The following is a 23,931-nucleotide window of genomic DNA, read 5'->3' on the forward strand; positions in this document are numbered from 1 at the left end:
AAGTGGCGGCAGTTTACCTTATTGCGGTGTTGGCTGCCCATTTGAGCTAATCGCGGGGCAAGCCCGCTCCTACAGTGATCTCTGTGGGAGCGGGCTTGCCCCGCGATGCGGTTTGCGCTTAATTACGCCGTTCAACGATATAACGCGCAAGTTCGCGCAGCGGCTCGGCCGCCGCGTCAAACGGACGCAGGGCATGCAGGGCCTGGTCGCGCAGTTCCAGGGCATAGGCCTTGGCCGCGTCGAGCCCGAGTAGGGCCGGGTAGGTCGGCTTGTCGCGGGCAATGTCGGCGCCCTGGCGCTTGCCCAGGGTTTCGGTGTCGCTCTCGACGTCGAGGATATCGTCCTGGACTTGAAAGGCCAGGCCGATGGCCTGGGCATAAGTTTGCAGGGCCTTGAGCTGGGTCTGGTCGGCGCGGGCGCTGGCCAGGGCGCCGAGCCTGACGCTGGCTTCGATCAGCGCGCCGGTCTTGTGCCGGTGCATGAACTCCAGCGCCGTCTGGTCGAGCTTGAGGCCCACCGAACCCAGGTCGATGGCCTGGCCGCCGACCATGCCGGCCGGGCCTGCCGCCAACGCCAGGGTCTGGACCATGGCCAGGCGGATGCTGTCTTGCTGCGGGCTCAGCTGCGGGTCGAGCAGGGCGCTGAAGGCCAGGCTCTGCAGACCGTCGCCAGCGAGGATCGCGCAGGCTTCATCAAAGGCCTTGTGGGTGGTTGGCTGTCCGCGGCGCAGGTCGTCATCGTCCATGGCCGGCAAGTCGTCGTGCACCAGCGAATAGGCGTGAATCAGTTCAACTGCGCAGGCCGCACCGTTGGCCTGTTCCGGCGCTGCCCCAAGGGCTTGGCAAGCGGCGTAGGCGAGCAGCGGGCGCACCCGTTTGCCGCCGTTCATGACGCTGTAGCGCATGGCTTCATAGAGGCGGGTAAGCTCAACCGAAGGGGCGATGAACAGTTGTTCGAGGGCGGCATCGACCCGCGCCTGGCAACTGGCCTGGTACGCGCCGATCATTCTGGCTGGTCCGCGTCGAAAGGCTCGGCAGCGAGCTCGCCATCGCGCTCCAGCAGCACCTGGACCTTCTGTTCGGCCTGGGCCAGGGCGCTCTGGCAGTCGCGGGTCAGGCTGATGCCCTGTTCGAAGGCGGTCAGCGAGTCTTCCAGCGACAGCTCGCCGTTCTCCAGGCGCTCGACCAGGACCTGCAGGTCGGCGAGGGATTGCTCGAAATCAATGGAGGCTTTTTTTCGGGCCATGGCGGCTGTCTCGGTGGCAGTATAAACGGCGCGACACTAGCAGAGCGGGGCGGGGGGAGCAAATCGATAGGGGCGATCTTTGGTCGCATTCTGTTGCACAAAGGCCAGCGACGAAGTCTTGATTTTTCTGCAGGGCTCGCATTGTGAGGGGTTGTGGCTCTCTGCCATAATCGCGCCCGCTTTACCCCGTGGCTTTCTGGCGGTGAAGCCTCCTATTTCTGTTGTCACGTAATGGACTACGTTGTGAGCTTCCTTTCGATCGAGTTCGGCCTCTGCTTCACACTGTTTTTCATCGTCTATTGGAGCCTGTGCTGGAGCGTCCGCCTGCAGAACGTCCTGCTGCTGGCGGCCAGTTACGGCCTGGTGGCCAGTTTCAGCTTCAACTCCCTGTATATCCTGCTGGGCTACAGCGCCCTGGTGTACCTGTTGGGCCTGGTCGGTGAGCGTTATCCCGGGCGGCGCTTCAGCTATTTGCTGGTGTTGCTGCTGGTGCTCGGTTGCTTTTATCTGTTCAAGTACCAGGAATTTTTTGTCGGTGGCGTGCAGGGCGCCCTGGCCAGTGCCGGGCTCGATGTGTCGTTGCCGGTGCTGGAAGTGCTGGTGCCGATCGGCCTGTCGTTCTACGCCTTTCACTCGGTCAGCTACCTGGTGTCGATCAATCGCCGCGAAATGCCCTCGGCCTCGGCGTTCGACCTGGCGCTGTACCTGGCGTTCTTCCCCAGCCTGATTGCCGGCCCGGTCAACCGCGCCAGCCATATGCTGCCGCAGATTCGCTCAAGCAGTATCCGTGAAGTGCTCGAGCCGCAACGGGCCCTGGGCCTGATTGCCCTGGCAGTGGTCAAGCTGTTCTTCTGCAGCGCCTGGCTGGCCAGCGAGTGGGTCGACCCGGTGTTCGAGACGCCGGGCAGTTACTCGCCCGAGCAGATCCTGCTGAGCGTGTATGGCTACAGCTTCCTGATCTATTTCAACTTCAGCGGCTACACCAACCTGGTCACCGGCATCGCCTTGCTGCTGGGCTTTCGCCTGCCTGACAACTTCAATGCCCCTTATGCCGCGCACAACCTCAAGGAATTCTGGGGCCGCTGGCACATCAGCCTGTCGCTGTTCATTCGCGACTATGTCTACATTCCCCTGGGCGGCAATCGCCAGGGAGTGTGGCGCGGCAACCTGAACATGCTGCTGGCGATGCTGATTTCCGGCCTGTGGCACGGGGCGAGCATCAACTTCATCATCTGGGGTGCGCTGCACGGCATCGGTCTGGCGCTGTACAAGGCCTCGACCTACATCCTGCCGCAGCCGATGCGCTGGCCGGGCGCCGGTTTGGCGGCGCGCTTGCTGACCTTCCACTACGTGGCCTTTGCCTGGATCTTCTTCCGCAACGCGAGCCTTGATGAAGCCATGGACATGCTTGCCGGTATTGGCGGTCTGAGCTTCGATGGATTGTTCTCCAGCACGGGCCTGCTGTTGCTGGTGAGCGTGCTGTATGTTGCCGTCTACCCGCAGTTGCTGGTGCTGCTGCGCCAGTTCTTCGCAACGACTACGCGCTTGCCCTGGCAGCTGTATCCAATACCGCTGGGGCTGTTCATTTCCTTGGTCATTTTTGCTTCGCAATCGGGCGTGCCGGGGTTCATCTATGCAAGCTTCTAATGCCGGTCGTTTGCTGTCTTCGCAGCTGGGAGCCGCCAAGGCTTTCTACGCCATTGTCATCACCACGCTGTTGTTGTTCTGGCTGAACCAGGACTCGATCAGCCTGTACTGCCAGCAGAAGTATCACCAGAGCTGCGAGCTGCCGGTGCTCGGCCAGAGCCCGGCCTGGCGCCTGGGCGGCAACCTGACCCATGCCCTGGGCGATGCCCGCGACAGCTTCATCGACAGCCTGGATAAACGCAGCGAAGCGGTGATGGTCGCCAAGGTTGAGGCCAGCGACACGGTCGAGCTGCCGTTGCCGATGCCGGTGGTTCCGGTGCATCTGGACAAACCACCAGTCGCTGCCCACCCGGCGGTCAGCAAGCCGGCGCCAGTCAAGGTCGTGGCCGTTGCGCCGGCGGTGGCGGCACCTGTCGCAGCCCCTGTGGCCCAGCCGATTGCACCGGTTACCCAGGCGGCGCCTCTGCAAGCGGGCACCGTGGTGTCCCTGGCGGCGGGGGATGAAGTGTTCCTGGTCGGCGATTCGCTGATGCAGGGCGTTGCCCCGCACCTGGCCAACAGCCTGCGCAAGCGCTACCAGATCAAGAGCGTCAACCTCAGCCGGCAGAGCACCGGCCTTGCCTATCCAGGTTTCTTCAACTGGCCGCAGACCGTGGCCAAGACCCTGGAGAGCGAGCCGAACATTCGCCTGATGGTGATCTTCCTCGGCCCCAACGACCCGTGGGACATGCCCCAGGGCAAGGGCAAGCCGTTCTTGCGCTTCAAATCGCCGGAGTGGGAAGTCACCTACCGCCAGCGTATCGACTCGATCCTCGAACAGGCCCGTGCGCACAATGTGCAGGTGATCTGGGTCGGGCCACCGAACATGCAGAAGCCCAAGCTGTCTACGGCCATGGCTTATCTGAGCGGGCTGTACGAACAACAGGCCGGCCTGTATCAACAGCATTACGTCTCGGCCAACCCGGTCCTCGGTTACACCGACGACAGCTTCTCCTATACCTTGCAGAACGCAGAGGGTAAACGGATCAAGACCCGGGTCGATGACGGCATCCATTTCACCACCACCGGACAGAAGCTGATCTCGGAACGGATTCTCTCGATGATCGCCTTTCCCGGCCTCACTGTAACGGGACACTGATGCGGCGACTGCACAACATTCTGGGGCTGGCCCTGCTGATCTGCGCGCTACCGGGCTGTAGCCCGGTGGCGGCGGTCAATACCACGGCCAAGCCAGCCAATACGGCGGCCAAAGCCCCGGCCAACCGCGTCGATGGCAACCTGGCGGTACTGGCGGGCAAGTTCAAGAACGCCAACCGCGCGCCGGTCAATATCATCCAGTTCGGCGACTCGCATACCGCTGCCGACCTGTTCAGTGGCGAGATGCGCCGCCTGCTGCAAGCACGCTATGGCGACGGCGGCATCGGCCTGATCGCTGCCTCGCCAGTGCCGGGCACCCGCTACGACCAGGTCATCCTGAAAACCGCCAAGCGCCAGTGGGAGCTGGTGTCGGCGCGTAATCAGCAGAGCACCCAGTTCCCGCTTGGCGGTTACCTGTCGGTGCCGACGGCGGCCAACCCCAGCGTACGTATCGAGGCCCGCGAGCCTACCGCGCAACGCTATCGGGTGCAGGCCCTGTACCAGGCGCGCGAGAACAGCAGCCTGGTGCTGCGCGATGGCCGTAGCCGTAACCAGCGCATGCTGGCGGCCACCGGCGGGCAGTGGCGCTTCGGTCCGCAGGTCAGCAACCTTGGCCTGCCGCTGGACCTGACCGTCAACAGTCGGCCAGGCACGCTGCTGGGTGGCTGGTACATCCAGAGTCAGAAGAATGCCGGGGTGATCTATTCGGCGCTGGGCATCAATGGCGCGCGCCTTGACGTGCAGGACAAATGGCAGGCCGGTTGGCAGGACAACCTCAAGACCCTGCGCCCGGACCTGGTGATCCTTGCCTACGGCACCAACGAAGCCTTTGACGACACCCTGGACCTGAGCCTGTACCAGACGCAATTGCGCAATACCCTCAAGCGCCTGCGCAAGGACCTGCCGCGCGCGGTGATACTGCTGGTCGGTCCGCCGGATTCGATCAAGCAGCGCAAGGCCCGTAGCTGCGCCGCGCGCCAGCCGCAACAGCTGGCCCAGGTGATCCGCATCCAGCGTCAGGCGGCCAAGCAGGCCAACGCGCTGTTCTGGGACTGGCAGGCGTATATGGGCGGGCAGTGTTCGATTGCCGGCTGGCAGGCTTCGGGACTGGCCCGTGGCGATCTGGTGCACCTGACTGCAGACGGCTACAAGAAAAGCGCAGTCGGCCTGCACGACTTTTTGCGCACTCAGCTGGGCTTGAAGTAAGCAGAAAAAAGTAGAGGCGGGGACGACTCCGGGTTGGCTTGCGGCGCCCCATGAAGTCGTCTTCCCGCCCCCTAATAGAGGCAAATCCGGGGGCATGAAACTGCTCCCGCTCAGCACGATGCGACTGCCTTGAATCAGCCGCGATTCACTCCTCTGCATTCACCTTAGTAGCTGTCTGCAGGGCTGTAAATTTTCTCGAACAGAATATTTTTCAGGCGCTTTCCAGGGCTGGCGTCAAGGCGGCCTGGCGATAGCGCGCCAGCTCGTCGATGGTCAGCACCGGCAGCGAATACTGCTTGGCGTACACGGCCACCTGTTCACCACGGGCCATGCTGCCGTCGGGGTTCATCAGTTCGCACAGCACTGCCGCTGGGCGCAGGCCCGCCAGGCGTGCAAGGTCCACCGAGCCTTCGGTGTGACCGCGGCGGGTGAGTACGCCACCATCACGCGAACGCAGCGGGAACACGTGGCCAGGGCTGACGATGCGCATGTCGGCGCTGGTCGAGTCCAGTGCTGCCTGGATAGTGGTGATGCGGTCCTGGGCCGAGACGCCGGTGGACACACCTTCAGCGGCTTCGATGGTCACGGTGAATCCGGTGCCGTGGCGGGCGCGATTGTTCGGCACCATGGGTGCCAGCGACAGCTCGTCAACGGTGGTTTCATCCAGGCACAGGCAGACGATGCCGCTGCAATCGCGGATCATCATGGCCATGGTTTCGAGGCTGATGTTTTCGGCGGCGGCAATGATATCCGCCTCGTCCTCGCGGTCGTCGTCATCGAGCAACAGCACGGGTTTACCGGCCTGGTAGGCAGCGACGGCGGCAGCGACGTTAGGGAATTGCTTGCGGTGCAAAGGGGACATGAAACGCTCCTCGTAAGTGATCGATGAACGTTTCAGGGCGAACAAAATGCGTGCGCCAGGGCGCCTGATGGCCCTGACCTGACGCCTTCTTTCATCCGGACTATAACCGTCGGCTCTGGAGTCTCACCAGATCTGCTGACCCTCGACCAAAAGGCCGAAGCGCTCGCGGGCTCATCTTTCGATTTACCGCCGGTGGGGACTTGCACCCCGCCCTGAAGACCGACCAAGCATACATCAGAGTGCCATCAGGTTTGCAAGTCCCAGCCTTACGACCTAGGTCTAATTCGACCGTTACAGGCCCAGGGCGTAATCCAGGTAGCCCGGGTAGGCTTTGCGCCAGTCGTCCTGGAAGGTGTGCCCTTCAGGGTGTTCGTGGCTCTGTACCTTGTTGTTGCTGGCGAAGGCTTTTTCGGTGGTGGCGGTCAGCTGCAGGTTGCTTTCATGCTCCTGGGCGCCGTGGACCACGACCAGGCGCTTGTCCTTGGCCTTTTGCACGGTGAACGGGATCTTGAAGCCGCCAGGCGACAGCAGCACCGCACCGCTGTAGTTTTGCGGGTACTGGGCGATCAGGTGGGCGGCGTGTTCGGCGCCTTGCGAGAAACCGATCAGGGCGACTTTCGAGCGGTCGATGCGGGTGTCTTTTTCCAGTTTCTTCAGGGCTGCGGCCACTGCTTGCTCGGTCGGCTCGACCGACTGCTGCTGCCACATGAACTGATGCTCGTCACGCTTGAGGGTGCCGTTCAGGGCCACCAGTACGGCCTTGTCGCCCACCAGGTCGGCACGCATCTTGGTGCCCTTGACGCCTTCGGTGCCGAAGCCTGCCAGCCACACCACCACTGGCCAGCCGCCGGCCGGGGCCTTGCCTTCAGGGATGCTGAACGCGGCGAGGCCGGCGTCCTTGGCCTGGATCGGGTAGTTCTTCTCGGCGGCTTGCAGCAGCTTCTGGTAGGCCGGGTCGTTTTTCATCGGCTCCAGTTCGTCGTCTTCCTTGAGGATCACTGCTTGCCAGAAGCCGCGCTCGCGGGCTTCGTCGAGGTATTGCGCGGCCAGTTCCGGGCTGTCCATGGACGACAGTGCGGCAGCGGCCTGGTAGGCGGCGAAGGCGTTCTTCGGGTCCAGGCGGGCGGCAGTCAGGTAGAAGGCCAGGGCGCCGGCATAGTTGTCGTGTTCGCTCTTTTCTTTGTCACCGGCATCCATGAACTCGGCCGGGGTAGCGTCGTTGAGGTACAGGTTGGCCATGGCGGCCATGCCTTGCCAGCGGCCTTTGTGCAGGGCCTGGTCGGTGGCTTCGTCGGCGAAGGCGGTGGTGGCGGTGAGGCTGAGGCTGGCCAGCAGGCCGAAGGAGCAGAGGTGCAGGCGGGTCGCTGTCAGCAATGACATGGCCGAGAGTCCTTTTTCGGTAGTGCTCGGCCAGGTGCGGCCGAAGAGGGCGCGGATTCTAGCACCCTGTTCAGTCCTTGAGTTGATTCCACTCCAGGCCAAAACGGGCCAGGTATTTGCGCAGGCGGTCGGCGTCGTTGGGTTTGTCCTTTTCCAGGCGTGACACATCGAATAGCTGGCGCCCGGCTTCGGACAAGGTGCGGGCGTTGCGGCAAGCCTTGAGCACGGCTTGCAGTTGCAGGCGGTCGAACTGGTCCAGCGCCTTGTCGCCGAGCAATGCCGCGAGCGGGTCGGCCTCCTGGGCCAGGCCCCAGGCATGCTGCAGGCGTTGGATTTCCTCCAGCACCAGCACTTCGTCGATACGCCCGCTGTCGGCCAGGGTGGCCATGCGCGTGATCGAGGCCGACAGCTCGCGAAAGTTGCCGGCCCAGCGCGCCTGCGGCGAATTGGCAAAGGCCAGGTAGCGGCGCTTGGCTTCGAGATTGAAGCGCACCTGGCGGTTCTGTTCGCGGGCATGGCGCTGCAGTTCGAAATCGATGTTCGGCTCGATGTCTTCGCGGCGCCCGGCCAACCCCGGCAGCTCGAAGGTCCACAGGTTGATGCGCGCGTACAGGTCTTCGCGGAACAGCCCTTCGGCAACCCGGCTGCGCAGGTCGCGGTGGGTGCCGGCGATCAGTTGGAAGTCGCTCTCGACTTCACGGTCCGAGCCCAGCGGGAAGAAGCGTTTTTCTTCGATGGCCTTGAGCAGCATGGCCTGTTCGTCGGCGCCCAGTTCGCCGATTTCATCGAGGAACAACATGCCGCCGTCGGCTGCGCGTAGCAAGCCTTCGCGGGCGTTCTGGGCGCCGGTGAAGGCGCCTTTGCTATGGCCAAACAACGTCGACATGGCGCCGTCGCCGCGCAAGGTGGCGCAGTTCACCTCGACAAAGCGCCCCTCCAGCTGATGGCGACCGCGCTTGAGCTCATAGATGCGCCGGGCCAGGAAGGACTTGCCGGCGCCGGTCGGGCCGACCAGCAGCATCGGCGCCCGCGAGCGCAAGGCCACTCGCTCGATCTGCTCGATGGAGCGGTTGAAGGCGGCGTTGCGGGTGGCGATGCCGGCCTTGAGAAAATTCAGGCTGTCGGCCTGCTCGCGTTGAAAGCGCGAGGCGATGTGATCGTAGCGCGACAGGTCGAGGTCAATCAGCGTGCTGGTGCCGGCCGGGTCGGCGGTGTCTTCCTTGCCGCGCGCTGGCGAGGTCTGGATCAGTCGCGCCGGCAGGTAGCGCGCTTCGGTGAGCAGGAACCAGCAGATCTGCGCGACGTGGGTGCCGGTGGTGATGTGCACCAGGTAGTCCTCGTGCTCGGTGTCGAACGGGTAGGCGCTGGCAAAATCGTGCAGCGCGCCGTAGACCTCCTCGAAGTCCCAGGGGTTGCGCAGCACCAGGGGCTGCAGGCGCACCTCGGTGTGTGGCGAGATGCTCTGGATGTCGTCGCGAATGCGCTCGGCCAGGCCCAGGTCGCGGGCGCTGGTGCCGTGGATCAGTTCCAGGCGATCGATCGGCATGCTCGCTTGCTGGCACAGGCTGATGGTCGGTCGCCAGCGTTGCCAGCGCGCCGCGCCTTTGCCGTTGCGATCGAGTGTGGTGCCAAGAAAGCCGATGGCGACGCTACGCTTGTCCATGTCGTTTTAGCTCAAGAGATAAATACGTATCTGATGATATATAAAAATCTTGTCTTCTGTGGGCCAAAAAAATACAAGAGATCAAAAAATTAAAAATAAAACTTATATAAATCAATAAGTTAAAAGTTAATTCGGCTCTGAATTCAAAACCTGGCACGCCCCTCGCAATATCTTCCTCGACCGCATCGCCAAGCAGGCCAACGGGACGGGGTTTACATCCCCGCCGGTGCACGAGCCCACCCCAGGTGTTGGTGTCGTGCATGCCGCCGCCGCAACGAGCAGTCGCTAGCGTGGCTCCTCACGGAGACGCTGGTCTCGAGGCCTGACTCGAACCTCTCATACCCTCCAAGGTATCTCGAATGTTGTACCCGCCGGTGGGGCGTAGCCAGGGAAGGCTGCAAGGTGCGCAAGGAGCGTACACGCCCACCGCCGATTTGCCCGGCTTGCCGGCCGGGCCCGGAGCAAGGCAGTTGCCGGACCGCAGGACGCGGTCAGTGGACAGGACGTCCCGGCAACCGACTCCTCCGGGCCACGCCCGCAACGCTCGGCTCTTTGGCAACACCGGCACCAAGGACTTAATTGCACAGGATGACCCAGATGAAACTGTTGAAACGCTTTATCGTGAAAAAGAACGAACGCGGCCTGTTGTTTTGCGAAGGCGACTTTGTGTCGATCCTGGAGCCGGGCGTGCACAAGCGTTTCGACCTGCACAACCGGCTGACGGTAGAAACCTTCAGCCTCAATACTTCGCTGTTCGAACATCGCCTGGCCGGCTACCTGCGCCAAAGCGAGCCGGCCCTGGTCGAGCAGTATTTCCAGCGCATGGACCTGGCGGAAAACGAAGCCGGCCTGCGTTTTGAAGACGGCGCCCTGGTCGAGTTGTTGGCCCCCGGCAGCCGCCAGCTGTACTGGAAAGGCCAGAGCGCGCAGACCCTGCAGCGCATCGACCTGAGCCAGACCTATCGCCTGGATGCCACCCTGGTGGCCCAGCTCAACCAGCCGAAACTGCGTGGCCGTAATCTGGCCGGGCTGGATGCGGCGTTGTTGGCGGCGGTCCCTGCGTTCCATGTGGGTGTGCTCAAGGTCGATGGCGTGGTGGTCGAATTGCTCGGGGCCGGGCAGTACGGCTTCTGGCGCTTCAACCGTCAGGTCAGCGTCGAGATGGTCGATATGCGTATCCAGGCCATGGAAATCAGCGGGCAGGAAATCCTTACCCGCGACAAAGTCAGCCTGCGCCTGAATCTTGCGGCCAACTGGCGCTACAGCGATGTGCTCGGTGCGTTCGCGCAGTTGAGCAAGCCGCTGGAGCATCTGTACCGCGAGGTGCAGTTCGGCCTGCGGGCGGCGGTGGGCACCCGCACCCTCGATGAGTTGCTGGAAAACAAGCAGTTGATCGACGATTCGGTCGGCCAGTACCTGCAGGAAAAACTCGCCGGTAGCGGCATCGAAGTCAGCGGCCTGGGGGTGCGCGACATCATCCTCCCGGGCGAGATGAAAACCTTGCTGGCGCAGGTGGTGGAGGCGGAGAAAGCGGCGCAAGCCAACGTCATCCGCCGCCGTGAAGAGACCTCGGCGACCCGTTCGCTGCTCAACACCGCCAAGGTCATGGAAGACAACCCGACGGCCCTGCGCCTGAAGGAACTGGAAACCCTGGAGCGGGTAGCCGAGCGCATCGACCGGATTTCGGTGTTCGGCGGCCTGGATCAGGTGTTGAATGGTCTGGTCAGCATCAAGGCCGGATGAGGTTTGCCGGGCTCAAGCAGCCCGGCAGCAACAGATAAAACTGGAAATACGACAATGAACATACTTGAAGTGGCCGGCGGCAAGCCGATCAAGCTCTGGACCGACGGCGTCCCGGTGGATGAGGGCGCCCGTGAGCAACTGCTGAACACCGCGAAGATGCCGTTCATCTTCAAGCACCTGGCGGTGATGCCCGATGTGCACCTGGGCAAGGGCTCGACCATCGGCAGCGTGATCCCGACCCTGGGCGCAATCATCCCGGCGGCGGTCGGCGTCGACATCGGCTGCGGCATGATCGCTGCGCGTACCTCGCTGACCGCCAGCGACCTGCCGGACAACCTGCACGGCCTGCGCTCGGCGATCGAAAAGGCCGTGCCCCACGGCAAGACCTTCGGGCGTCGCGACCAGGGCGCCTGGGACAGCGTACCGAGCCTGGCCGACCATGCCTGGCACGACCTGGCGGCGCGCTTCAAGGCGATCACCGACAAGTACCCGAAGCTTGAGAAAACCAACAACCGCCAGCACCTGGGCACCCTTGGCGGCGGCAATCATTTCATCGAGGTGTGCCTGGATGAAGCCAACCGCGTCTGGTTCATGCTGCACAGCGGTTCGCGCGGGGTTGGCAATGCCATCGGCAACCTGTTCATTGAACTGGCCCAGGCTGATATGCGCCAGCACATCGCCAACCTGCCGGACCGCAACCTGGCCTATTTCGAAGAAGGCAGCCGGCACTTTGCCGACTACGTCGAAGCGGTGGAATGGGCCCAGGACTTCGCCCGGCAGAACCGTGCGTTGATGATGCATGCGGTGATCGCCGCGACGCGCAAAGTGCTTGGCAAACCCTTCGAGGCCAACCTCGAAGCGGTCAACTGCCACCACAACTATGTGCAGCGCGAGCATCACTTTGGCCACGACGTGCTGGTCACCCGCAAGGGCGCGGTGTCGGCCCAAAAGGGTGAGCTAGGGATCATTCCTGGCTCCATGGGGGCGAAGAGTTTCATCGTTCGCGGCTTGGGCAACGAAGAGGCGTTCTGCTCCTGCAGTCACGGTGCCGGGCGGGTGATGAGCCGCACCCGGGCCAAGCAGGCGTTCACCGTCGAGGATCAGCGCCGCGCCACTGCCCATGTCGAATGCCGCAAGGACAAGGACGTGATCGATGAGATCCCCATGGCCTACAAGGACATCGACGCGGTGATGCAAGCCCAACGCGAGCTGGTGGAAGTGGTGCACACCCTGCGTCAGGTAGTGTGCGTAAAGGGATAGGAAGGGATACACCATGAACAAGGAAGACCGTCACCCACTGCCGGGCGCCATGCGCGAGTGGGTGCTTGATGAGTTGCGCCGGGTCGAGCGCGAGCACGACGTTACCGTGCTCTACGCTTGCGAATCCGGTAGCCGCGCCTGGGGCTTTGCCTCCACCGACAGCGACTTCGACGTGCGCTTCATCTACGTGCCGCGCCAGGACTGGTACCTGCGCGTCGATGAGCCGCGCGACGTGATCGAACGGCCACTGACCGACGAGCTGGACATCAGCGGCTGGGAACTGCGCAAGACCTTGAAGCTGCTGCGCAACTCCAACCCGACCCTGCTTGAGTGGCTCGGTTCGCCGCTGGTGTATCGTGCCGAGCCCGGTGCGGTGGAGTCACTGCGCGCGCTGGCGCTGAGGTTCTACAGCGCAAGGGCCGCGCGGCATCATTACCTGTCGATGGCGAAAAAGAACCACCGCGACTTCCTCCAGGGCGCGCAGGTGCGCTTCAAAAAGTACCTGTACGTACTGCGCTCGCTGTTGGCCGTGCGCTGGATCGACCTGGGCCTGGGCATGCCGCCGACGGCCTTTGCCGATCTGCTGGCGGGCACCTTGAGCGAGCCGCAAATGCTCGCCGAGATCGATGAGTTGCTGCGTATCAAGCGCCAGGCGGTCGAGGCTGACTACGGGCCTCGGCGGGTGTTGCTGCACCAGTTCATCGATAATGCGTTGCTGCGTGCTGAAACCTCGCCGACGTTGCCGAGGTTGCGCGGTGATACGCAACTGCTGGATGACTATTTGCGCGATACTGTGCGGTGTTATTCATAGGAAGCGCGCCTGGCGTGTCTTCCCTGTCGAAAGGACTCGAAACGTTTTCATGCCTGACAGTAAATACCAGCGCCTCCCCCATGCCGGAGACTTCGAACACGTCTCCGGTACCCAGATCGTCTACCTGTCGCCCAAGCCGTTGCCCACGGGTGTAGAAGCCTACAGCTACCGGCATTTGCATCGTGATGCCAATGAGGTTTACCTGGACTTCGGTATCGGCCGGGGCAACTTCGAATTCATGGCCCGCTGCGGTATCGCCGCCGTTATGGCTGTGGTGAGCTGCTTTGTGATGACGGCGTTTCTCGGGGCCTGGGTGCGGCGTATGCGTGAGCCGTTCTGGGAGGGGGTCTACGACTTTCTCGCAACACCGCCTATCTGGGGTTTTATTGGGCTATTGGCGTCGATGTACGTGGTCATATTTTGCCTGGCCGTGCGCCAGCTCAGCGTCCAGCCGCCGATCCGCTTCAATCGCCAGCGCCGTGAAGTGGCCATGGTGCCGAAGAAGGGCGTCGCACCCCAGTATGTGCCCTGGGAAGAGGTCATCGCCTGTGTCTCGGCCGGGCAACTGGTCACCGAATACGCGGTGATGCCCGAGTTCAAACTGATGATCGGCCTGCGTGACGCCACAAGCGGCAATGTCCTGTGGCTGACCGTGGCCTGTGGCAGCCTGCGCGGTGCAGTGGCCGAATGGGAGGCGATTCGCGCCTACATGGAAGAGGGCCCGGCAGCCTTGCCGGAACCGCCGTCAGAAGAGTTCGAAGAGGGCACGGTGGCGTTTTTCCACATGGCCCGCATCGGCTATCGCGACAACTTTCCGTGGCTGCAGTATGTGTTTGGCTTTCTGTTCGTTCAGGCGTTCGGTGGCTGGACCTTGCCGTGCCATCTCTCCAACTGGGTTAACAATCGCCCCAGAGCAAAGTTTCCCAAAGCGGTGCGGGAGTGGTCCAAACCCTTGCCGGTGGACCAGCATGCGCGGCCCAGCGAGGCGCTACTCAAAGAAAGTGACGAGGTGCGCAAGGCCTTTCGCCGTGGGCAGAACCTGCTGGATTACTTCAAGGTGAAATTTGCCGAACCGGCCTAACCGTTCGGTGTTATTCATAGGAATTGAGCATGAACAAGGACGTGGTTGAGAGGGCAGCATGTTGAAACTGCGCTTGCGAGAACGCTGGCAACGTTTGCAGATAAGCGGCAGCGATCAGGTGGTGATGCTGCTGCTTTCAGTGATGGTCGGGTTGTGCATCGGGGCGGCGATCTGGACGGCCAACCCCACATCCGGTTGCATTCGTCTGGGCCGTGGCACTAGCGGGCCGATCAGTTGTGATCCGCAGGTCATCATGGGTGAGGCGATGAACATCGTGCTGTTCGGCCTGCTGTTCGCCGCGCCGCTGCTCTATATGCTCGGCCGGCTACTGGTGCAGTTGTTCAGGCCGCTGAATACGCAACCTTGATGGCGCGTTCAATGCCAGCACACTGATCAACACAACCACAGCGCCGGCTATCACCAGCAGCGAAGGTTGCTCACCGAGCAGCAAGGCCGCGATCAGCATGGCGCAGGGTGGGATCAGGTACAGCGCCATGGTTGCCCGGCTGACCTCAGTGTGGCTCAGCACATAAGCCCAGCCCAGATAGGCCAGGGCGCTGGGAAATACACCCAGCATCAGCACGGCCAGGTTTGCCTGCAGCGGCGCGGCGCTCACCGCAGCGGCCAGGCCTGGCAAGTACACCAATAGCAGTGCCGTGCCGGCCCAGATGGTGTAGCTGACCATGGTCAGGCCGTCGTAACGATGACCGTGCAGTTTCTGCAGGGTGAAGTAGATACTCCAAGACAGCGCGGCCAACAGTACCAGCAGGCCATGGGCGTCGAGCGCTCCTACTCCGTGATCACCTGCAACGACCATCGCTGCGCCGAGCATACCCAGCACCAGGCAGCCCCAGTGCCAGGCACTGACCTTCTGGCGCAGGACAAAACAGGCTATCAACAGGCTGAACAACGGTGTGGATTGCGCCAGCACACTGGACGCCCCGGCACTGATCCCGCGCTGGCCGAAATTAATCGCCACATGATGCAAAAACACCGCGAACAGCCCAAGCAGCATCAACAGCGGCAGGTCCTTGAGCTGCGGCAGGCTGATGCCGCGCCACAGCGCGACAATCGCCATGAACACCGACGCCACGATAAACCGCGCCAGGGCCAGATGGCCTGGGTCGTAACCTTGCAGGGCGATATGAATACCGGCGGGTGAGTACGCCCAGCACATCACCACGAACAGTGTCGCCAGGACGATTTTCAGGGGGTGGGTGCGTGGCATTGAAAGTCGCTCCAGAGGCAGGGAGCTTCAGTATCAGAAAGGCCTCTGCTCACCACAATCGACTTATACTGAGCTGATCGTTCACTTTGGGTGATGTATGGAGCTGATGCAGATTCGCATGTTCAAGACGGTTTACGATACCGGCAGCATCGCTCGTGCGGCCGAGGTGTTGCACTACGTACCGTCGAACATCACCGCACGGATCAAGGCGCTGGAAGAGGAGCTGGGCGTGGCGTTGTTCTTTCGCCATGGGCGCGGCTTGAAGGTCAGCCCGGCGGGGGAAACCTTCCTCGAATACGCCAGCAAAATGCTCGCCCTGGCCGAAGAGTCCAAGGCAGCCTTGAGCCCACAAGCCGTGCCCAGTGGACGCTTGCGCATTGGCGCTATCGAGTCCTCGGCCAGTGGCCGGCTTCCGCGATTGCTGGCCGAGTATCATGCGCGCTTCCCGCAGGTTTCACTGGAACTGAGCACGGGCACCTGGTCGCAACTGCTCGATGACGTGCTCAACCATCGCCTCGATGGGGCGATTGTCGCGGTCGAGGTCGAGCGGCCATTGCTCAAGCGCACGCCCATGTACCAGGAAGACCTGGTGCTGATCGCCCCCGAATCCCTGGGGGCGATCCGCAGCGCCGAAGACCTGCAGGGCAAGACCATTTTCATGTGGCCGGAAGGTTGCCCGTATCGTGCGGCGTTGGAGCACTGGTTGCTTGAGCAGGGGCAAAAGCTGCCGATTGTCGGCATTGCCAGCTATGGCGCCATCGTCAGTTGCGTCAGTGCGGGCGCCGGCGTGTCGCTGGTGCCTCGGGGCATCTTCGAGCAATACCGCAAGGGCGCCGGCTGGAGCGGCCATGAGTTCGCCGAACTCAAGGCCATCAGCAATGCCTTCTACTGGCATGCCCAGGCAGGAAGGCATCCGGCAAGGGATGCCTTCGTGCAGATGCTGCGCGAGGGGTTGGCGCCCGGCGCTATTCGATCGGGTACTTGAGCATCGCCGGATGCGCTTCGATCTTCTGAGCCAGGCGCTGCACATGCGGATAGTCGCTGGCCGCAACTACCTCGGCGCATACGTATTGCGTGAATGACCAAGCCCCCGCCGTGCTGATTTCTGCCTGGCTCAAGGGCAGGCTGGGGCATTTGGTCGGCTGTTCGGCAAGCAAACCGTCGAGCTGCGCATACGCCGCCAGCAACTGCCCGGTCACCCGCTCCAGCCAGGGCGTGTGCAGTTTCTCCTGCGGGCGCAGGTTGTGTTCGTAGTAAATCTGCACCGACTTCTCACTGGCTGCCAGCGCCAGGCCGATCACCTGCAAATCGCTGGCACGCGCCAGCGCGTCTTGCGGCATGAGCTTTTTGGCAGGCACGGCGAGGGCTTCGAAGTAGTCCAGAATCAGCGTCGAATCCATCAGCACCGTGCCGTCGTCCAGCACCAGGCTCGGCGCCTTGACCACCGGGTTGATCGCGGCGAACTCGGTAAAATTGCGAAACACCGACAAGCTCTGGTGCTCGAAGGTGATGCCGTACAGCTCCAGCGATACCGCAACGCGGCGCACGTAAGGGGAGTCGAGCATGCCGATCAGTTTCATGAGGCCTCCATTTCAGAAAAATCCGGGCTGGGTAGAAGGTAGTTGAAAATTGGCGCTGTACCTCACGGCACCAGGTTGCGCCGCTCGATGGGTTCGGAAAGCACGATGCTGGTGCGGGTTTCCCCGTACGGGTTGATCCTGGCGATGATGCTTTCGATGTCGGCCATGGACCTTGCATAGAGGCGGATCAGGTAGGAGTCGTTGCCGGTAACATGCAGGCACTCGACCACTTCAGGGATTTGTTCAAGCAAGGCGAGCAACTTGGCCTTGGCCGGCTTGAAGGTGGTCATGCCCACCACCGCAGAAACACCATAGCCAAGTTTCACTGGATCGACCAGGGCGCCATAGCCCTTGATCACCCCTGCCTCTTCGAGCTTGCGCAGGCGCTCGGTGGTGGCCGGAATCGACAGCCCGGCATGGCCTGACAGCTCGGTGATGGACATCCGTCCCGAGCGCTGCACAGCGGCGAGGATTTTGCTGTCGATACGGTCCATGTCGATCTCCTCTGCAAGAACACTGACAGTAGTGAAACTTGCAAGCCTTGAGCAATCTGAAATTAACCGCCCCGCAGCAGAACGCCGGTGATGATCTGGTAGGCACCCAGCAGGGTGATGGTCGAGCCGCAAAGCATGTTGATCAGCTTTAGCCTGGCATTTGAGAGCCTGCTGGCGAACAGCGACGAAAATCCGCTCAACCCCAGCCACCAAGCGGCGGAGCCGAGGAAGATGCCTGCGACCATCAAACCAAGGCTGTACTTGCTACTTTGGCCAGCACCGACGCCATCGCTGAGTGCGGCGAATATGGCAATGAACGACAGGATGGTCATCGGGTTGGACAAGGTCAGCAACAAGGTCGAGGAGTAGGCCTTAAGCGGTTTGAAGTACTCCCCGGATGACCTGTTCGAAGCGGCTTCAGACCTGATGATTCGATAGCCCACATAAGCCAGAAAAGCACCGCCGAACATGCACAGCCAGGGTTTCCAGCCCACCAGCGTTGCGACTAACGCGCTGATGCCCAGTGCTCCGATAAATCCATAGATCGCATCCGCCGTTGCCGCGCCCAAGCCAGTGGCAAACCCGGCGCGCCAGCCCTGGGCGAGGCTGCGTTGAATGCACAGCAAGCCAATCGGGCCGACTGGGGCGGCGATGCACAGGCCGATGAGCAGGGATTTCAGGAACAGCAACATGGGCGGAGCCTCCGGTGAGCGGTGACTCAAGGCTAAAGCCGCAGGTGCGCTTGGTTAATGTGGGATTGAAGGTTTTCTACGGGGATGACGGAAGGATTTAAGGCGGCGGCGGCTTGGTTGCTGAAAATGGGTAGGCGAGTACGTGGCCGAGCGGTGGGGAATCGCAGGCATTAAAAAGCCGGCTTGTGGCCGGCTTCCGGGGACGGGCTTGGCTAATTTTTGGTAAGCCGCAACCGCCTTAAAATCGTTGCTCCGGCGCTGGGGCCGGGAGGTGGCGGGCAAGCTGTGGAGTGCCGCGCCAGGGCCGCGGACGGGCTGGGCCGTCGGGCTAAATGTGCGGCGTAGCATACTGGGATTGGCCGGCGATGCCCAGCAAAAAATCACCCGCGGCGCTCAGGCCGGGCGGCTGTCGCGCAGATGCCCCCACCAGAACACCCAGCCAAATACTTCCAGGTGCTGGGTCTTGAGTTGCGCCGGGCTGTAGGTTTCGGTGGGGTATTCGTCGCTGTCCTGGCTGTGCAGGCGCAAGGCGCCATTGGCACGGCGGCTGAGGCTGTTGATGCGCAGGCGGCCGTTGTGCAGCAGGGCGTAGATTTCACCTTCGACCACGCGGGTGAGGCTGCGATCGATGGCCAGGGTGGTGCCGCGCGGCAGCAGCGGGCACATGTTGTGCCCGGGCATGTTCAGGCACAGGGCATCGCCCGGGTCGACGCCCAGAGAGTCGAGGGCGCGCAGGGGCAGGCGCAGGTAACGGTCTTCGACGGGTTTTAGCTGGCGGGCCTGGATGCTGTAGAACGGCAGCTGGATGTCGTTGTGGTTGTGCGCCGCCAGCAGGCCAGCATCGGGGCCTTCGACGCCGGGACGGGCGGCCTGGCTGTTGAGGCGTGGCAAGGGGTTGGGGTGTTTGGGGCCTTCGCCGTTGCGCAGCCAGCGGCTGCGCACGCACAGCAGTTCAGCGATTTCATCCAGCCGGGCCAGGGGCACGCCGCGCTTGAACCAGTTGTTGACGTGCTGCGGCGTAACCTTGCGCTGCGCGGCAAAGTCGGAAGGGGACAGGTTGCACTCGCTCAGGAGCGCTTTGAGTCGATCACCAGATGTATTCATGAGGCCCGAGTCTAGTGGGCTTGCACGGCCCAGGCTATAAACGCGAAGTTCATTTTCAAGGCGGGAAAATGGCTGGCTTACAGGCGTTTGCTTAGGCTTGCGTAGGAGGTTTCCTGGCAAAAAAATCCACTTGGATGGCGTTCGGAACTATCCTACGCATGCTGCTGCCTTTTCACTGTTGTGATAAAGGTGCTACAGGGCTAGTTTCCTCGGGTCGCTACGTTGGCGACCGGGTGTGAGAGCTCGAGTAGATAGTAGAAGCAGCTAGTTATGGCAGCTGTGCGCGGGCAGACCTCGGTCTGGCCGGGTTTCCTATGTCTACCGGTCTCTCACCCCGCGTACGGCTGCCACCCTAATCCTGTGAGAGGGATGCGGAGGTAGCTCCTGATAGATATAGGAGGTACGTCATGAAGAAGATCGTCCCCGACCCACCGTATTCCGATATATCCCGCGACAACATCACCACCCCCTACTTCTCCATCCACAGCGACCTGATCCCTCCTGACTCCCTGGCCTTTGCCAGCGAACTGCTGCGCGGTATCCACGACACTACCGACGAATTCTGCCGAGCCCACGCCAATGCACCCGGCCAGGGCATGCTGATGAATGTGCTGCATTCGGCCGAGATGGCCAGGGCGCTGGTCGAGCATGCGTTGAGCAAGCTGCAGGCCGTGGAAGAGGGAGTAATGGCATGAGCAAGGATTCGTACGACGAGACGGTAGGTATCGCGAGCTTTATCAGCAGCCAGCAATTGCCCATGGGGCTGTTTCGGATTACGCCGGGCGTGCCGTGCGATTACGCGCTGGAGCAGGCTTCAACCCTGCTGGGATGTGTGCACAAGCTGATCCGGGCGGGGGGTATGGATGAAGACGGCGACATGATGTGGGCCGCTTTTTATCTGAGCGGGTTCGCCAAGGCGATTGTTGATGATGTGGGTTTGGGAATGAATAGGGCTTAAGAAGGTAGCTGCCTGTGCTGTGGGAGCGGGCTTGCCCCGCGATGCGATGTGGCTGACAGTCAGCTATCGCGGGGCAAGCCCGCTCCCACCGTGATGGGGTGTTCTTGCCCTGAAACAAAAAGCCCCGCAGGTGCGGGGCTTTTTGTTGAGGGTTGCTTAGCCTTTGTAAGCGGCAACCGATTTGATGATCGCAGCGCGGGCGGCGTCAGCGCCATCCCAGCCTTCGATCTTGACCCACTTGCCTTTCTCGAGATCTTTGTAGTTCGCGAAGAAGTGCTCGATCTGCTGGATCAGCAGGGCAGGCAGGTCGGTGTATTCTTTGACGTCGACGTACAGTTGCGACAGTTTGTCGTGCGGTACGGCGATGACTTTGGCGTCGCCGCCGCCGTCGTCGGTCATGTTCAGGATGCCGACCGGACGGGCGCGGATGACCGAGCCTGGCGCTACCGGGTACGGGGTAACAACCAGTACGTCGAGGGGATCACCGTCGTCGGCCAGGGTGTTAGGGATGTAGCCGTAGTTGGCCGGGTAGAACATCGGGGTAGCCATGAAACGGTCAACGAACAGGCAGTCGCTGTCCTTGTCGATCTCGTACTTGATCGGCGCGTGGTTGGCTGGAATCTCGATGGCGACGTAGATGTCGTTCGGCAGGTCTTTGCCAGCCGGAATCTTGCTGTAGCTCATTGGGCAGTGCCCCCATGTTTGGCCAAAAATTGGTCGCGATTATAGGCACATTCCAGCGCGCTTGCCACGCCCGGCCGGATGTCCGGCAGGCTCAGTCCTGCGCGTCCTGGTAATGCGGGTGGTGGCGCTGCAACTGCTGCAGGCGGGCCAGCGGGTCCTGGCGGTAAAAGCCGCGCAATTGCTGGTACACCGCGGGGTAGGCGTCGTTGAGCAGGTCGGGGGCGCTGAAGAAGTATTCGCTGGTGACGGCAAAGAATTCTGCCGGGTTTTCCGCGGCATAAGGGTCGATGGCAGTCTCGGCGTCGGGGGTGCGGTCGAGCTGGGCGTTGAGGTCGTCAAAGGCCGCTTGCATGACCTGGGCCCAGTCGCTGACGCGCAAATCGTTGTGCAGCGGCGGTAGGCCATTGGCATCGCCATTGAGCATGTCGAGCTTGTGCGCAAGTTCGTGAATCACCAGGTTGTAGCCTTCCCAGCCGCCGCTGGCCAGCACGCCGGGCCAGGCCAGGATCACCGGGCCCTGCTGCCAGGCTTCGCCGCTGTGCTCGCCGTCCCATTCGTGTTCGATGCCGCTGGCGTCGCGATGGCGCTGGGGGCTCACGAAGTCGTCGGGGTAGAGGATGATTTCGTGAAAACCCTGGTACCAGTTCAGCTCGCCAAGGTGCAGCAGCGGCAGTTGCGCCTGGGCGGCAAGAAACAGGCGTTGCTCGCCGTCCAGTTCGACCCCGGGCAGGGCGGTCAGGTGCTTGTTGTCGAGGAACAATACACAGGCTTCACGCAGCCACCGGTCCTCTTCGTCGCTGAGGCCATCGAGCAGCGGCAGGCGCTCGCGCACCCGCTGCCAGCGCTGCGGGTCGAGCGGGTGTCGGGCCAGGGTGCGGCGACGGCGCCAGGCGCTCAGCGACCACATAAGCCGGGCTTAGTGAACCTTGGCTTCGTTGCGGCCCATGCGGCTGCGCACGATGCCGATGATCATCGGTACCAGCGACAACAGGATGATGGCGACGATCATCAGCGACAGGTTCTGCTTGATGAACGGCACGTTGCCGAAGAAGTAACCCAGGGTAACCAGGCCGCCGACCCAGAGCACGGTGCCGGCGACACTGAAACCGAGAAAACGCGGGTAATGCATTTTGGCGATGCCGGCGACGAACGGCGCGAAAGTGCGCAGGATCGGCAGGAAGCGCGCCAGGGTCACGGTCTTGCCACCATGGCGTTCGTAAAAATCGTGGGTTTGCTGCAGATAGTCGCGGCGGAAGATCTTCGAATTGGGGTTGCGGAACAAGCGTTCGCCTGCTGTTCGGCCAATCACGTAGTTGGTGCTGTCGCCGAGAATGGCCGCGGCCATGAGCAGGCCGCCGAGCAGTACCGGGTCCATGCCGCCGCCCGCAGCGACGGCGCCGGCGATGAACAGCAGGGAATCACCCGGCAGGAAGGGCATGACCACCAGACCAGTCTCGCAGAAGATCACCAGAAACAGGATCGCGTAGATCCACGGGCCGTAGTTGTTGACCAACAGGTCCAGGTAGGCGTCGAGATGCAGAATAAGGTCCAGCGGGTTGAAATCCATGTACAGCACCTGTGTTCTTGACCCGAGCGACGGGCTTGCGATGGCTGGCAGTGCGAATGCGGACGGTCGCTACCCGGAAGATGGGTAAAGTTTCACACACAATGAAGAGGCGCATTATACGGCTACGAACAGATTGTGCCTGCGCAGTTTGTAGCGGCGGATGTCGAATGGGTGTCAACGGCAGGCGTTGCGCCTGCCGTTGCGTTCGGCTCAGTCCGAGTTGATCGGCAGGATGTAGCTTTTGAACTCGGTGTCTTCGCGAAAGCCGATGGATTCGTAGGTTTTCATCGCCACTTCGTTGTCGCTGCTGGTAGATACCCGCATGCGTACGGCGTTGGTCTCCTTGGCCAGCTTCTTGGCTTCGCGCATCAGGTGGTCGGCCACCAGCATGCGCCGGGAGTCTTCGGCGACATAGATGTCGTTGAGGATCCACACGCGCTTGAGCGACAGCGACGAGAAGCTCGGGTAGAGCTGGCAAAAACCCATCAGCTTGCTGTCGTCATCGTCCGGCAGGGCCAGGTAGATGATCGATTCGCCACGCTCCAGGCGTTTTTCCAGGAACGAGCGTGAGGAGTCCGGGTAAGGCAACTGGCCGTAGAATTCGCGATATTTGACGAACAGCGGGGCAAGCAGGTCCAGATGTTCCAGGGTTGCTTTGATGATTCGCATAAGCAGGCCTCAGGTTCCATGGGAGTTTGCGGCGAATCGCCGGCAGCCTTGGCCGATGCTGCCTGAAAGCAATTAGAAAGCGCAATCTACGATCTCAAGGTTTACTCAGCAGGAAATTTCCGCTTTTCGGTGCATCAGTGTCTGACTCAAGGGTTTGCACCTGGGCTTCGTCCTTCAGATTGACCCCAGACAGCTGTCGTCGGCAAGCCTCGCGCATCAGGTACAACAGGCGATGGGCGGCCATGCCGTAGCTCAGGCCTTCCAGGCGCACGTTGGAGATGCAGTTGCGGTAGGCGTCGGTGAGGCCAACCTTGGGGTTGTAGGTGAAGTACAGCCCGAGGCTGTCCGGCGAGCTCAGGCCCGGGCGTTCGCCGATGAGAATCACGGTCATTTTCGCCCCGAGCAGCTCGCCCACCTCGTCGGCCACCGCCACCCGGCCTTGTTCCACCAATACCACCGGTGCTGTCGACCAGCCGTCGGCGGCGCTCTGTTCTTCCAGGCGGGCGAGAAACGGTAGGGTATGACGATGCACGGCCAGGGCCGACAAGCCGTCGGCAACGACGATGGCCAAGTCAACGCCGCCGGGGTTGGCCTGGGCATGCTCGCGCAGCCGTTGTGCTGAATCTTCGTGCAGGCGGCGCCCCAGATCGGGGCGCTGCAGATAACTGTGGCGATCGGCGGCGGCGCTGTGCAGCAGCAGGCTGTCACGCCCGCGCTCGCTCAATTGCTCGCGCAGGCCGGCATGGTCGAAGGCCAGGTGCACGGCGTCGCGGGCCTGGGCGTGGGCAAATTGGAAGTCAAGCTGGGCGCCGGTCGGCAGGCTGGTGCCAGTACGGCCCAGGGCGATGCGCGCCGGGGTCAGGCGGCGCAGTTCCAGCCAGGGATTGGCGCTGTTGTCGTGTTGTGGGGTGTTGGCCATA

26 protein-coding genes and 1 riboswitch are annotated in these 23,931 nt (G+C 62.2%); of the genes, 11 read left to right on the plus strand and 15 right to left on the minus strand.

Annotated elements, in window-relative coordinates:
• Nucleotides 1-118: 118 nt before the first annotated feature.
• Entirely contained in the window at nucleotides 119-1,006 is an 888-nt protein-coding gene (gene ispA, locus F8N82_RS00485; protein ID WP_038998541.1) for a (2E,6E)-farnesyl diphosphate synthase, read from the minus strand.
• A complete protein-coding gene (locus F8N82_RS00490; protein WP_038998542.1) occupies nucleotides 1,003-1,245 on the minus strand; it encodes an exodeoxyribonuclease VII small subunit in 243 nt (80 codons plus the stop codon). The genes ispA and F8N82_RS00490 overlap by 4 nt, the downstream gene beginning before the upstream one ends.
• A 243-nt stretch (nucleotides 1,246-1,488) precedes the next feature.
• Here F8N82_RS00490 and F8N82_RS00495 point away from each other — a divergent pair, with 243 nt between their 5' ends.
• Genes F8N82_RS00495 through F8N82_RS00505 form a run of 3 tightly spaced genes read left to right on the plus strand, consistent with a single transcriptional unit; the run spans nucleotide 1,489 to nucleotide 5,235 of the window.
• Nucleotides 1,489-2,892, plus strand: a complete 1,404-nt coding sequence (locus F8N82_RS00495; protein ID WP_038998543.1) for an MBOAT family O-acyltransferase — start codon at nucleotides 1,489-1,491, stop codon at nucleotides 2,890-2,892.
• Nucleotides 2,879-4,030, plus strand: coding sequence for an SGNH/GDSL hydrolase family protein (locus F8N82_RS00500; RefSeq protein WP_038998544.1), 1,152 nt, complete (start codon nucleotides 2,879-2,881; stop codon nucleotides 4,028-4,030). Before F8N82_RS00495 ends, F8N82_RS00500 begins: the two co-directional genes overlap by 14 nt.
• A complete protein-coding gene (locus tag F8N82_RS00505) occupies nucleotides 4,030-5,235 on the plus strand; it encodes an SGNH/GDSL hydrolase family protein (protein ID WP_038998545.1) in 1,206 nt (401 codons plus the stop codon). The genes F8N82_RS00500 and F8N82_RS00505 overlap by 1 nt, the downstream gene beginning before the upstream one ends.
• A gap of 211 nt (nucleotides 5,236-5,446) precedes the next feature.
• On the opposite strand, the gene ribB is transcribed toward F8N82_RS00505, so the two are convergent.
• From ribB to rtcR, 3 genes are all read right to left on the minus strand, one after another.
• A complete protein-coding gene (gene ribB, locus F8N82_RS00510) occupies nucleotides 5,447-6,097 on the minus strand; it encodes a 3,4-dihydroxy-2-butanone-4-phosphate synthase (protein WP_026001301.1) in 651 nt (216 codons plus the stop codon).
• A 79-nt stretch (nucleotides 6,098-6,176) separates the two neighbouring features.
• Nucleotides 6,177-6,321: riboswitch (FMN riboswitch) on the minus strand.
• Nucleotides 6,322-6,388: 67 nt separating this feature from the next.
• On the minus strand, nucleotides 6,389-7,477 hold the full coding sequence (locus F8N82_RS00515; protein WP_038998546.1) for an alpha/beta hydrolase: 1,089 nt from the start codon (nucleotides 7,475-7,477) through the stop codon (nucleotides 6,389-6,391).
• 70 nt (nucleotides 7,478-7,547) lie between these two features.
• The gene (gene rtcR, locus F8N82_RS00520) at nucleotides 7,548-9,140 is read right to left on the minus strand and encodes an RNA repair transcriptional activator RtcR (protein WP_038998547.1); all 1,593 of its coding nucleotides are present in this window, start codon (nucleotides 9,138-9,140) and stop codon (nucleotides 7,548-7,550) included.
• Between the two features lie 597 nt (nucleotides 9,141-9,737).
• Between rtcR and F8N82_RS00525 the strand changes: the two genes are divergently transcribed.
• The 5 genes from F8N82_RS00525 to F8N82_RS00545 are packed head-to-tail and all read left to right on the plus strand — an operon-like array spanning nucleotide 9,738 to nucleotide 14,402.
• Nucleotides 9,738-10,883, plus strand: a complete 1,146-nt coding sequence (locus F8N82_RS00525) for a slipin family protein (RefSeq protein WP_038998548.1) — start codon at nucleotides 9,738-9,740, stop codon at nucleotides 10,881-10,883.
• Between the two features lie 54 nt (nucleotides 10,884-10,937).
• Complete coding sequence (locus F8N82_RS00530; protein WP_038998549.1) at nucleotides 10,938-12,143, plus strand: RtcB family protein; 1,206 nt, start codon at nucleotides 10,938-10,940, stop codon at nucleotides 12,141-12,143.
• Nucleotides 12,144-12,156: 13 nt separating this feature from the next.
• Entirely contained in the window at nucleotides 12,157-12,954 is a 798-nt protein-coding gene (locus F8N82_RS00535) for a nucleotidyltransferase domain-containing protein (RefSeq protein ID WP_038998550.1), read from the plus strand.
• 49 nt (nucleotides 12,955-13,003) lie between these two features.
• Nucleotides 13,004-14,035 carry a DUF6708 domain-containing protein gene (locus F8N82_RS00540; protein WP_080764829.1) on the plus strand — a complete coding sequence of 344 codons (1,032 nt, stop codon included), beginning with the start codon at nucleotides 13,004-13,006 and terminating at the stop codon, nucleotides 14,033-14,035.
• 58 nt (nucleotides 14,036-14,093) lie between these two features.
• Nucleotides 14,094-14,402, plus strand: coding sequence for a hypothetical protein (locus F8N82_RS00545; RefSeq protein ID WP_038998551.1), 309 nt, complete (start codon nucleotides 14,094-14,096; stop codon nucleotides 14,400-14,402).
• Here the strand turns inward: F8N82_RS00545 and F8N82_RS00550 are convergent.
• Nucleotides 14,361-15,263, minus strand: a complete 903-nt coding sequence (locus tag F8N82_RS00550; RefSeq protein ID WP_080764830.1) for a DMT family transporter — start codon at nucleotides 15,261-15,263, stop codon at nucleotides 14,361-14,363. The genes F8N82_RS00545 and F8N82_RS00550 overlap by 42 nt on opposite strands.
• A gap of 97 nt (nucleotides 15,264-15,360) precedes the next feature.
• Between F8N82_RS00550 and F8N82_RS00555 the strand changes: the two genes are divergently transcribed.
• Complete coding sequence (locus tag F8N82_RS00555; RefSeq protein ID WP_038998554.1) at nucleotides 15,361-16,248, plus strand: LysR family transcriptional regulator; 888 nt, start codon at nucleotides 15,361-15,363, stop codon at nucleotides 16,246-16,248.
• Here the strand turns inward: F8N82_RS00555 and F8N82_RS00560 are convergent.
• The 4 genes from F8N82_RS00560 to F8N82_RS00575 all read right to left on the minus strand — a co-directional run bounded on the left by F8N82_RS00560 (nucleotide 16,229) and on the right by F8N82_RS00575 (nucleotide 19,133).
• Entirely contained in the window at nucleotides 16,229-16,843 is a 615-nt protein-coding gene (locus F8N82_RS00560; RefSeq protein ID WP_038998555.1) for a glutathione S-transferase family protein, read from the minus strand. The genes F8N82_RS00555 and F8N82_RS00560 overlap by 20 nt on opposite strands.
• A 62-nt stretch (nucleotides 16,844-16,905) precedes the next feature.
• Nucleotides 16,906-17,337: an Lrp/AsnC family transcriptional regulator gene (locus F8N82_RS00565; RefSeq protein WP_038998556.1), complete on the minus strand. Its 432-nt coding sequence runs from the start codon at nucleotides 17,335-17,337 to the stop codon at nucleotides 16,906-16,908.
• A 62-nt stretch (nucleotides 17,338-17,399) separates the two neighbouring features.
• The gene (locus tag F8N82_RS00570) at nucleotides 17,400-18,029 is read right to left on the minus strand and encodes a LysE family translocator (RefSeq protein WP_038998557.1); all 630 of its coding nucleotides are present in this window, start codon (nucleotides 18,027-18,029) and stop codon (nucleotides 17,400-17,402) included.
• A gap of 393 nt (nucleotides 18,030-18,422) precedes the next feature.
• Nucleotides 18,423-19,133, minus strand: a complete 711-nt coding sequence (locus F8N82_RS00575; RefSeq protein ID WP_038998558.1) for a LexA family transcriptional regulator — start codon at nucleotides 19,131-19,133, stop codon at nucleotides 18,423-18,425.
• Between the two features lie 407 nt (nucleotides 19,134-19,540).
• Here F8N82_RS00575 and F8N82_RS00580 point away from each other — a divergent pair, with 407 nt between their 5' ends.
• Complete coding sequence (locus F8N82_RS00580) at nucleotides 19,541-19,828, plus strand: hypothetical protein (protein ID WP_038998559.1); 288 nt, start codon at nucleotides 19,541-19,543, stop codon at nucleotides 19,826-19,828.
• A complete protein-coding gene (locus tag F8N82_RS00585) occupies nucleotides 19,825-20,091 on the plus strand; it encodes a DUF3077 domain-containing protein (protein WP_038998560.1) in 267 nt (88 codons plus the stop codon). The genes F8N82_RS00580 and F8N82_RS00585 overlap by 4 nt, the downstream gene beginning before the upstream one ends.
• Nucleotides 20,092-20,247: 156 nt before the next feature.
• On the opposite strand, the gene ppa is transcribed toward F8N82_RS00585, so the two are convergent.
• From ppa to eutC, 5 genes are all read right to left on the minus strand, one after another.
• Nucleotides 20,248-20,775 carry an inorganic diphosphatase gene (gene ppa, locus F8N82_RS00590; RefSeq protein ID WP_038998561.1) on the minus strand — a complete coding sequence of 176 codons (528 nt, stop codon included), beginning with the start codon at nucleotides 20,773-20,775 and terminating at the stop codon, nucleotides 20,248-20,250.
• Nucleotides 20,776-20,866: 91 nt separating this feature from the next.
• Nucleotides 20,867-21,682, minus strand: coding sequence for a zinc-dependent peptidase (locus tag F8N82_RS00595; protein ID WP_038998562.1), 816 nt, complete (start codon nucleotides 21,680-21,682; stop codon nucleotides 20,867-20,869).
• Between the two features lie 9 nt (nucleotides 21,683-21,691).
• Complete coding sequence (locus F8N82_RS00600) at nucleotides 21,692-22,342, minus strand: DedA family protein (RefSeq protein ID WP_038998563.1); 651 nt, start codon at nucleotides 22,340-22,342, stop codon at nucleotides 21,692-21,694.
• A 210-nt stretch (nucleotides 22,343-22,552) separates the two neighbouring features.
• Complete coding sequence (locus F8N82_RS00605) at nucleotides 22,553-23,011, minus strand: GNAT family N-acetyltransferase (RefSeq protein WP_038998564.1); 459 nt, start codon at nucleotides 23,009-23,011, stop codon at nucleotides 22,553-22,555.
• 94 nt (nucleotides 23,012-23,105) lie between these two features.
• Entirely contained in the window at nucleotides 23,106-23,930 is an 825-nt protein-coding gene (gene eutC, locus F8N82_RS00610; protein ID WP_038998565.1) for an ethanolamine ammonia-lyase subunit EutC, read from the minus strand.
• Nucleotide 23,931 lies beyond the last annotated feature (1 nt).

It is taken from the genome of Pseudomonas fluorescens (genome assembly GCF_902497775.2).
Lineage (GTDB): Bacteria > Pseudomonadota > Gammaproteobacteria > Pseudomonadales > Pseudomonadaceae > Aquipseudomonas > Aquipseudomonas putida_F.